The sequence below is a fragment of the Nostoc sp. 2RC genome, from assembly GCF_014222165.1.
Lineage (GTDB): Bacteria > Cyanobacteriota > Cyanobacteriia > Cyanobacteriales > Nostocaceae > Nostoc > Nostoc linckia.
In genome coordinates this window covers 1-10,284 of the sequence record NZ_JACKZU010000297.1, presented here as the reverse complement: position 1 = coordinate 10,284, position 10,284 = coordinate 1, and the positions used below count along the sequence as shown (strand labels likewise).

7 protein-coding genes are annotated in these 10,284 nt (G+C 38.1%); all 7 read left to right on the top strand.

Annotated elements, in window-relative coordinates; all coding sequences use genetic code 11:
- Positions 1 to 412 precede the first annotated feature (412 nt).
- On the top strand, positions 413 to 1,456 hold the full coding sequence (locus tag GNE10_RS25780; protein ID WP_099068037.1) for a response regulator: 1,044 nt from the start codon (positions 413 to 415) through the stop codon (positions 1,454 to 1,456).
- A gap of 55 nt (positions 1,457 to 1,511) precedes the next feature.
- Entirely contained in the window at positions 1,512 to 1,877 is a 366-nt protein-coding gene (locus tag GNE10_RS25775; protein ID WP_185567941.1) for a four helix bundle protein, read from the top strand.
- A gap of 47 nt (positions 1,878 to 1,924) precedes the next feature.
- A complete protein-coding gene (locus GNE10_RS25770; protein WP_099068039.1) occupies positions 1,925 to 2,302 on the top strand; it encodes a PleD family two-component system response regulator in 378 nt (125 codons plus the stop codon).
- A gap of 4 nt (positions 2,303 to 2,306) precedes the next feature.
- On the top strand, positions 2,307 to 2,804 hold the full coding sequence (locus GNE10_RS25765; protein WP_099068040.1) for a chemotaxis protein CheW: 498 nt from the start codon (positions 2,307 to 2,309) through the stop codon (positions 2,802 to 2,804).
- Between the two features lie 105 nt (positions 2,805 to 2,909).
- On the top strand, positions 2,910 to 5,735 hold the full coding sequence (locus GNE10_RS25760; protein ID WP_185567938.1) for a methyl-accepting chemotaxis protein: 2,826 nt from the start codon (positions 2,910 to 2,912) through the stop codon (positions 5,733 to 5,735).
- Between the two features lie 84 nt (positions 5,736 to 5,819).
- Positions 5,820 to 8,825 (top strand): response regulator, encoded by a 3,006-nt coding sequence (locus GNE10_RS25755; RefSeq protein WP_185567935.1) that lies wholly within the window; start codon positions 5,820 to 5,822, stop codon positions 8,823 to 8,825.
- A gap of 403 nt (positions 8,826 to 9,228) precedes the next feature.
- A partial coding sequence (gene hisC, locus GNE10_RS25750) for a histidinol-phosphate transaminase (RefSeq protein ID WP_185567932.1) occupies positions 9,229 to 10,284 on the top strand: 1,056 nt, incomplete at its 3' end.

Genomic DNA, 10,284 nt, shown 5'->3' with positions numbered 1-10,284 from the left:
AATCAAAAGTGGCTTTATCTAGTACTGATATATTTAAAAGTTTGATTTTACTTAAGTGTAAATACAGTAGTTCAAAGATATTGTTTTAATAAAATCAGTATTATTTCTGTGGTCAGAATGGGGTTACTCAATGGAAAGTGGCTTCATCTGGTCTTGACATTTCTATGTCTTATTTTTCAAGAATGTCTATAAATCTCAGTAACAGGAAGTAAATTAATCACAATTTACGAATTTACTGAGATTTGAGCATTTGAGAATAACGCCCTTTTCGTTGAGTTTCACCACAAATCGAGAGGTCAAATTTGTGTACTTTAAAATACAAAATTTTGTCGTCTTTTACTTAATTTGAATTGTGGACAAGCTCTCTACGAATTTAGCTTACACATACTGTATTTAGCTGAGTAAAAGCAAAATGAGCACAACTCCTATAGGTAGCTACAAGTTGTTCCAAAAACTACATCCGCTATCTCTGTTGGCACAATTAACTAGTCGGCGTGCTACAGGTTGCTTAAGCGTATTTACTGGGATAGTTTATTGGTCAATTTATCTAGAGGACGGTAAACTTACTTATGCCTCCTATTCAGATAAACTGTTTGAGCGACTTGATAGTCATTTGCGGCGCTTGAGCCAGCAAATTCCTGCTCTCAACAGCGCGACTCGCATTCAGATGCGGCTGATGTTTGAGACGAAAAATGAACATCAATCAATACTAAACGCAGATTATCAGGCTATTTGCTGGTTAGTAAATCAGGATTTGATTACTCCTGTGCAGGCGGGAAATTTAATAGACGAATTAGCAAAAGAAGTACTGGAATCATTTCTGTGCTTAAAAGAAGGTAGCTATGAATTTAGTCCGGAGAATTCTTTGAATGAGCTACCAAAGTTCTGTCGCCTAGATTTACGGTTACTGGTAGAACATTGTCAAAAGCAATTAAGAAATCGGCAAAATATCCAGTCATCAATTCCTGCTGGTGCTAGTTCTCAAGTTTTGCCACAATTGCAAATCAAACTTGGGCAAAAATCCCCCAGACAAATCAATTTTGATATTTCTGAGAATAATAATTTAGTCACTGAATTACCTGTTGGCAAAACTACATATACAATTGCCTGCATTGATGATAGTCAAACAGTGTTAAATTCCATCAAGCATTTTTTGGATGAAAACACATTTTCAGTTGTAATGATTAACGATCCAGTAAAAGCTTTAATGCAAATTCTTCGGAGTAAACCCGATTTGATTTTGCTAGATGTTGAAATGCCTTCTTTAGATGGCTATGAACTATGTTCGTTGTTAAGAAAACATTCTGCTTTTAAAAATATACCTATCATTATGGTTACTGGCAGAACAGGATTTATTGATAGGGCAAAGGCTAAAATGGTTAGGTCATCAGGTTATTTGACCAAGCCATTTACACAGTCAGAATTGTTAAAAATGGTTTTTAAATATCTTGATTAAGAATTCAGAATTCAGAATTCAGGAGTCAGAAGTCAGAATTTAGGAGTCAGGAGATATGAGAGAGAGGGCGAAGACATTTCAAGACTTGATAGTTTGGCAGAAAGCTCATCAATTTATTTTATTAGTGTATCCATTTACTGCGGAATTTCCGAAATCAGAAATATATGGTCTGACTTCTCAATTTAGACGGGCAGCAATTTCTATACCAGCAAATATAGCAGAAGGATTTAAGAAAAAAGGACTAGCAGATAAAGTACGTTTTTTGAATATTGCACAAGGTTCTTTAGAAGAATGTCGTTATTATCTAATTCTTTCAAATGACTTAGAATATGGTGATATTTCAGCATTAAAACTTCAACTTGAAGAAGTTAGTAAGCTACTAACAAGCTATGCTAATTCAATTCTGAATTCTGACTCCTGAATTCTGACTCCTGAATTCTTATACCATTTATTTGTAGGAGATTTATAGTGAGCCTGACTTTACTTGGCACAATTTTAATTGTAGAAGATTCTCCCAGCGAATTGGAATTAATGAGCCATTATCTCAAAGAAAGTGGTTATAACGTAATTAAAACTACTGGTGCAAAAGAAGCTTTGGAAAAAGCTGTTTTAGAAAAAATAGATGTAATTGTTACTGATGTTGTTATGCCAGAAATGAGTGGATTTGAGTTGTGCCGTTCTTTGAAAAGAAATCCAATTACGGCAAAAGTACCGATTATAATTTGTAGTTCTAAAAATCAAGAAATTGACCGATTGTGGGCGATGAGACAAGGTGCAGATGCTTATATAACTAAACCTTACACCCGCGAACATCTTTTACGCACTATTAAATCAGTGGTAGTTTGAATCAATGACTAGTACAAACATTACACTTTCCCCAAAACCAACCGAAAATAACTTAGCAGACGGTTATTTAAAATTTCAGCTAAATCAACAGACTGGTGCGGTTTTATCAATGAAGCATACTCAAGAAGCAATTCTTGTGCCTATTGAGTCTGTGACTTCGATGCCTAATATGCCTCCTTGTATATTAGGGTTAATGAATTGGCGCAGTCGGATAATTTGGGTAGTTGATTTGCCAAGAATGCTGAATTTAGAATCTCTTGATTATCGAGTGCGGCAGTATAGTGCGATCGTTATCCGAGTAGAATCACTTTTGTTAGGCTTAGTTGTACAGGAAATCAAAGGTACTATTAGGTTTGTTGCTGATGAAATTCATTCTCCCATAGGACAAGTAGCATCGAGTTTAGTTCCTTATTTATGTGGGTGTGTAGTGCAACAAAAAGAAATATTACTGGTGTTAGATTCCCAGGCTATTGTGCAGTCTTCAATTCTTCGCAGTGATTAGGTAAAAAATCAGAATGTAGAATTCAGAAATCAGGAGTAAAAATTCAAAATACTTTATAAAAAATCAATTTTAGCGTACTTATTCACATGTTGGAGACATAATCTTATGTTTAATAAAACTAACACTAATAACGGTAGTAGTCCTCAAAATAGGACATCGCTGATTTCGTCTCAAAAAGTTACTGGAAGTGTAGTGAAGCTACCCAATAAAGTTACCACTGAAACTGCTAGTAATTCAGGTAATCAAGCTTTTGGGTATTTGACAAGACTGAGTTTAGTCAAGAAAGCAACAATTTTGGCGATCGCCATTGGTACACTACCAGTATTGGCCATAGGTGCTGTGGCTTTTGGCTTTGCTAACAAATCCATTACCAAGCAAATTACCCAGTCTCAACAAGCCCAAGCCACTGGTTTAAGCGATAAAATCAACCGTTTCATGTTGGAACGTTATGGAGATATTCAAGTAATATCTGGTTTGCCATTTTTGACAAATTCTCAAGCTAGCAACACCACCACTAATCAAGAAAAGCAAGCAGTATTAAATCGCATTGTGGAAGCTTACCAAGCTTACGATAGTGTTGCTATTTTCGATCGCCTTGGCAACTTAATTGTTCAATCTACAGGCGAAGTTTTGGAAAACCAAAAAGACGAGAGCTATTTTCAAGAGGTTCTACAAAAAGATGCTCCTGTTATTAGTAATCCAGAGACAGTAACCAATACTGGTGCAGTGAATATTTATATTGCAGCACCTATTAAAAATACATATACAGGTCAAACCATTGGCGTAGTTAGGGCGCAGATGCCCGGTAAATCTTTAGATGAAGTCATCAAAAATTACGCAGTCAATGGACAAAAATATCAATTGCTTGATGCGACGGGGACAATTTTTTTAAGTCCGCAATCCAAATTATTGGGTAAACAAGCAAAAACAGAATATCGCAATTTAGCTAAACTGCTAACCGCAAAAAAAGTAGATAGTTTTATTGAAGTTCCTAAAAATTATCAAAAACAACAATTAGTTAGTTACGTTCCATCAACTAAGTTCAATGGACTGCCTGATTTAAATTGGCAGGTACTATTATCTACAGACACAGCAATTGTCTTTGAACCGCAAAGACAATTGTTATGGATTATAGGCATAGGCACGGGATTAACAGCTTTGATTGTTGCAGCGATCGCATCTTGGTTAGCTAAACGAACTGCACAGCCCATTCTGAATGCAACTGCGGCATTAACAAAGCTCAATCAAGGCAAATTAAATACCCGTTTAGACACTGCAAGGGCAGATGAATTAGGGGTATTGAGTGCAAATATTAACCAGATAGCCGAACAATTAGAAGTCTTATCTCAGGAACAAGAACTACATGTAGAAGACACAAATTCGCTAACAGATATTACCCTAAAAATTCGGAAAATCCTGAAAACTGAAGAGATTTATCAAACAGCAGTTAAAGAAGTTCATCGAGAAATTAAAACAGACCGGGTAATTGTTTATCGTTTAAACTCTGATACTAAAGATGGTGTCGTTGTTGCTGAATCGTTAAGTGGCAATTGGCCAGAACTTATCGGAGTACAAATCGACGATCCTTATTTTTGGGAACACCATGTAGAAAATTATCAAGATAACCGATTGCAAGCAGTTGCCAACATTTATCTAGACCAAAACTTGAAAAATGCTGATAGTTATATTCAACTATTAGATAAATTTGCCGTCAAAGGTTATCTGATTGCACCAATTATTATCCAAGAACAAATTTTCGGCTTATTAATCGCTCATAATTGCCAAACTTCTCGTGTTTGGCAACAACCGGAAATTAATTTGTTTCAACAGATAGCAACTCAAATCGGTTATGCATTAGAACAAGCGAAATTACTAGAACAAATAGAACAAACCAAAAATGTTGCACTCAAAGATTCTGATGATGAACAGCAAGAAAAAGAAGTACTGCAACAACAACTTTTAGAACTACTCGATGACATCGAAGGTGCAGCCACAGGTGACTTGACAGTGCGTGCAGACGTGACTGCTGGAGAAATCGGTACTGTTGCCGACTTTTTCAACTCCATTGTGGAAAGTCTGCGTGACATTGTTACCCAAGTCAAACAAGCAGCTACTCAAGTAAATAGTGCCATTGGCTCTAACGAAGGAGCCATTCGCCAACTAGCAGAAGAAGCACTCACCCAAGCAACTCAAATCAACTGTACTCTCGATGCTGTTGACCAAATGACCAAATCTATGCAAGCCGTAGCCGAAAGTGCCGAAAAAGCAGCTTTTATTGCCAACGATGCTGCTCACAACGCCACTCAAAGTGGGCACGCAATGGATTTGACAGTACAAAATATCCTATCTATGCGAGAAACAGTCGCGGAAACTGCCAAAAAAGTTAAGCGTCTGGGCGAATCTTCACAACAAATTTCTCGCGTGGTTTCATTAATTAATCAAATCGCCATTCAAACTAACTTGCTTGCCATTAACGCCGGTATTGAAGCAGCCCGCGCGGGTGAAGAAGGTCAGGGTTTTGCTGTAGTTGCAGAAGAAGTCGGGGAACTAGCAATTCGCAGTGCCGCTGCAACCCAAGAAATTGAAGAAATTGTGGGGAATATTCAACGAGAAACTAGCGAAGTAGTGCAGGCGATGGAAATCGGCACTACCCAAGTGGTAGAAGGTACTCGAATTGTAGAGGAGGCAAAAGAAAGTCTAAGTCAGATTTTGGATGTATCGCGTCAAATTGACTTCTTAGTGCAGTCGATTTCCACTGCAACAGCATCTCAAGTAGAAACATCACAAAGTGTCAGCCAATTGATGAAAGACATCGCTGCCGTATCACAACGTACTAGCGATTCTTCTGTACAAATTTCCCAATCTCTGCAACAAACTGTGGAGATTTCCCAGCAATTGCAAGAGACTGTCGGAACATTTAAAGTTAGTTGAATTTTGTGATTAGTCATTGGTCATTAGTCATCAGTTAATAACCAATGCGCCATGCCCAATGCCCCATGCCCCAAAATAAAAACCATGCTAAATGACAAAGAATTAGAAATCCAGATGCAGTTTCTGGAAGAAGCAATTGATTACTTGAATACTCTCGAAGGAGTATTGCTGGAAATTGATACTAGTAACCGCATTGATTTAGATAAAATTAATGCTGCTCTCAGGGCTGCTCATTCTATTAAAGGTGGTGCGGCGATGATGGGATTTAAATCCCTCAGCGATTTATCCCATCGTTTAGAAGATTCTTTTAAAGTTTTAAAAACTCGAAAAAATTCTTTAGAAATTGATACTCAGTTACAAAGTTTATTGCTTTCTGGTGTTGATTGGTTGCGTCAAATTGTCGAATTGCTGGCACAAGGCAATGTAGTTGAAGAACAGTGGTTAGCAACTTTTTGTTACCCAATTTTTGATGAATTGCACGAACGCTTGGGTGACCCCAGTCCTGAAGATGCAACAACCATGTTATCTCCAGAAGATGGGCAAGATGTTATTCCTTTGCTATTTGAAACAGAAGTAGAGGAATGTTTGCAGCGCTTAGAATCTGCGTTGGCAAATAGCGACCAGTGTAATTTACAAGTAGAATTTGCGGTGATGGCGGCGGAATTGGGTGGTTTGGGGGAAATGCTGCAATTACCAGCTTTTAGCAAACTTTGTGAATCAGTAACTCAGCAATTGGCCACTGCAAGCAGCGATGTCTCCGACAACTCCTTTGGGGAACGCATTTATGAAATTGCTCAGTTAGCATTGCAAGCATGGCGGCGATCGCAAGCTTTGGTACTGACAAATCAATTGGATAATTTACCTACAGAAATTCAATTCAGTAATTATACTCAATCTCAGCCAATATTAAAAACAGAAGTAATACCACAAATTATCGCCAAAGATGCAACTGACACACATATCCTAGAAACAGAAATTCTGTCATCATCTACAGAAACTAGCAATAAAGATGAAACAGTCGCCGCCAATTTTATATTTTTAGATGCAGAATTTAGTGAGGATGTCAATGCTGTAAATATTACAGAGCAAAATACTATATTTGCCAGAGAAAATCATACTACAGATGGTAAATTAACTGTTGGCAAAGAACGAGAAATTCAAGAAAATACCGTTCGAGTCCCCAGCAAACAACTCGAACAAATCAATGATTTATTTGGGGAATTAATTGTTCAACGCAACGGTTTAAATGCCCAACTAGAAAGATTACGCAAACTCGTGCGAAATCTTAACCAACGAGTGCAAATTCTCGATAGAGAAAACCAAGAATTGCGTACAGCTTACGCAAAATTTTCAACTCAATTTGCCGTGGTTGGTGGTGGGCAATTGCCAGTTGAAAATGGCAATTATATACCAGAAACAGACAGTTTAGGCATGGATCGCCATAACGACTTAAGCTTGCGATCGCAGGAAGTTATGGAAACCATTGTTCAACTACAAGAAGTCACAACTGACGTGCAATTAAGTGTAGACGATACAGACCAAATTGCTCGCAAGTTAAATAAAACATCAAAACAATTACAAACAAAACTGAATCATATCCGGATGCGGCCGCTGTCTGATTTAGTTGACCGTTTTCCCAGAGCTATACGTGATTTAAATGTAGAATATGGAAAGAATGTACAATTAAAAATTGAAGGCGGCAATACTTTAATTGAACGCAGCATTTTAGAAGCATTAAATGAGCCTTTGATGCACCTATTAAGGAACGCCTTCGATCATGGAATCGAAGATGCTGCTACCCGTCGCCTCCTTGGTAAACCAGAACAAGGATTAATTGAAATTAAAGCAACTCACCATAGTAATCGCACCCTCATTAGTATACGCGATGATGGTTGGGGCATTTCTTTAGAGAAAATTCGCACCCGCGCCTTAGCTATGGGATTAGATGCTTCTCTGATTACTAATGCTAGTGATGATGAACTGTTATCACTAATTTTTGAACCAGGTTTTAGCACTTCCGACCAAGTAACAACATTATCAGGTCGCGGTGTTGGTATGGATGTGGTTCGCAACAATTTGAAATTGATTCGAGGAGATATCAAAGTTGATACCGAACCGGGAGTTGGTACTACCTTCACTCTTTCAGTACCATTTACACTTTCTGTGGGACGAGTATTGCTAGTAGAAATTAACAAAATGCTATTGGCATTTCCCACAGATGTGATTTCCGAAATATCGCTATTGCAAAACGAGCGAGTTTTCCAAATGGCGGGTAGCGAAGTCCTCAATTGGCAAGGAACAATGTTACCACTAATTCGCTTGAGTCGCTACTTACAATTTAATTGCTTGCGTTATGATAGCGCAGAACTAGAAACTCCAGCAGCAATTAATGTTAACAGCGTCTTAGTAGTTAAAGGTAATAATCAAACAGTAGCAATACAAATAGACCGTTGTTGGGGCGAACAAGAAGTTGCTATTCGTCAAATTGAAGGAAATATACCTCTACCTCAAGGCTTTAGCAACTGTACAATTCTGGGAGATGGTCGAGTAATACCATTAGTTAATATCAATGAATTGCTGTATTGGATTGCTAGTAATCAGCGGACTCCTAGAGGAACTCAATTACCATCAGCAAGATTAAAAACACCGTTCTTGATATTTGATGAAGAAAAAATATCAGCAGCCTCTACCAAATTTAAAGGCACTATTTTGATTGTAGATGACTCAATTAATGTTCGCCGCTTCTTAGCTTTAACCTTGGAAAAAGGAGGCTATCAAGTAGAACAAGCCAAAGACGGTCAAGACGCTTTAGAAAAACTCCAAAATGGTTTGAGAGTTGAAGCAGTAATTTGTGACATTGAAATGCCTCGTCTTGATGGTTATGGCTTTTTAGGTAAGGTTAATTCAGACATTGAGACAAAAAATATTCCCGTGGCGATGCTAACTTCCCGTAGTAGTAATAAACATCGACAACTGGCTATGCAATTAGGTGCAAGAGCCTACTTTTCTAAACCGTATAACGAACAAGAATTACTGCAAACCTTGGAAGAAATAATTCATAATGTTGCACAAAAGGCAGCATCTAATTAAGCTGGGGACTGGGGATTAGCGACTGGGATAATTATGGGCTAATAGCGTTCAGAGATTTTTCTAGTGTGCGTTACCCCAAAGGCGTGACGCACCGCTTGTTTTAACTTATAGCCCACATTCTGGACATCAATAAGTAGTATTTTAAACTACATAAATTAAAAGAAAACCTAATAATTTGTAAGCTTACAGCAATTTTCAGGTAAATATACCACGTGGTAGGGGCACAAGGCTTTGCGCCCTTACGACAGATGTGGTTCAAATATATGAAAATTGCTGTAAATAATCGTGGTAGCCCGAATTAAAATTTTAAAAATATTTTTTTGTTCGCAGAACGATCGCCAATCGAATTCCTATAGAAATCTACTGTAGATTGTAAATTATGAATTCAGAATTATGAATTAACATGACCAAGTATTTCCGCTCCAATGTTGATGCAATGGCTAGCTATGTTCCTGGCGAGCAGCCTCAGCGTGGGACGCAGATTATCAAACTCAACAGTAATGAGAACCCCTATCCTCCCTCCCCTGCGGCATTAACTGTGCTGCAAAATATTAATGGAGAATGGTTGCGCCGATATCCACAACCTTTTGGGGAGGAATTTCGCCAAGCTGCTAGTAAAGTGTTGGGAGTTCCTAGTGATTGGATAATTGTCGGAAATGGCAGTGATGAATTGTTAAGCGTAGTGATTCGAGCCTGTACTGAACCTGGACGCCAAGTAGTGTATCCAATGCCTACTTACGTGCTGTATCGCACGTTAGCCCAAATGCAAAATGCGGATATTATTGAGATACCATACGGCGAAGATTATATTTTCCCCCTTGAAGAATTGATTGCTGTCAATGGCTCTGTAACATTTATTGCTTCACCTAATAGCCCATCGGGACATGTAGTGCCAATAGATGACTTACGAAAACTAGCCAGCCAGTTATCTGGAGTTTTAGTTATTGATGAAGCTTATGTGGATTTTACAGAAGAGAGTGCATTGACTTTAGTCAACGAATATGAAAATGTGATTGTGATTCGGACACTTTCTAAGGGCTACTCATTGGCTGGATTGCGATTAGGATTTGGGGTAGCGAATCCCAAGTTGTTACATGGATTATTTAAAGTTAAAGATAGCTATAACATAGATGCGATCGCCTGTGCAATTGGCACTGCTGCAATTACAGACCAAGCTTATAAAAATGCTTGCGTAGCAAAAATTAAAGCATCGCGTACTAAGTTAGCAGCAGATTTGAAACAATTAGGTTTTCGGATTTGGGATTCCCAAACTAACTTTTTGCTGACACAACCTCCAGCAGGAAACGCGGAATATCTCTATGAAAAACTCAAGCAACAGGGAATTTTAATCCGGTACTTTAAGCAGCCAGGATTAGAAGATAAATTACGCATCACTGTTGGCACTGATGAACAAAATCAGGCTTTAGTGGAAGCGCTGATTTATCTGGTGGGGACTGGG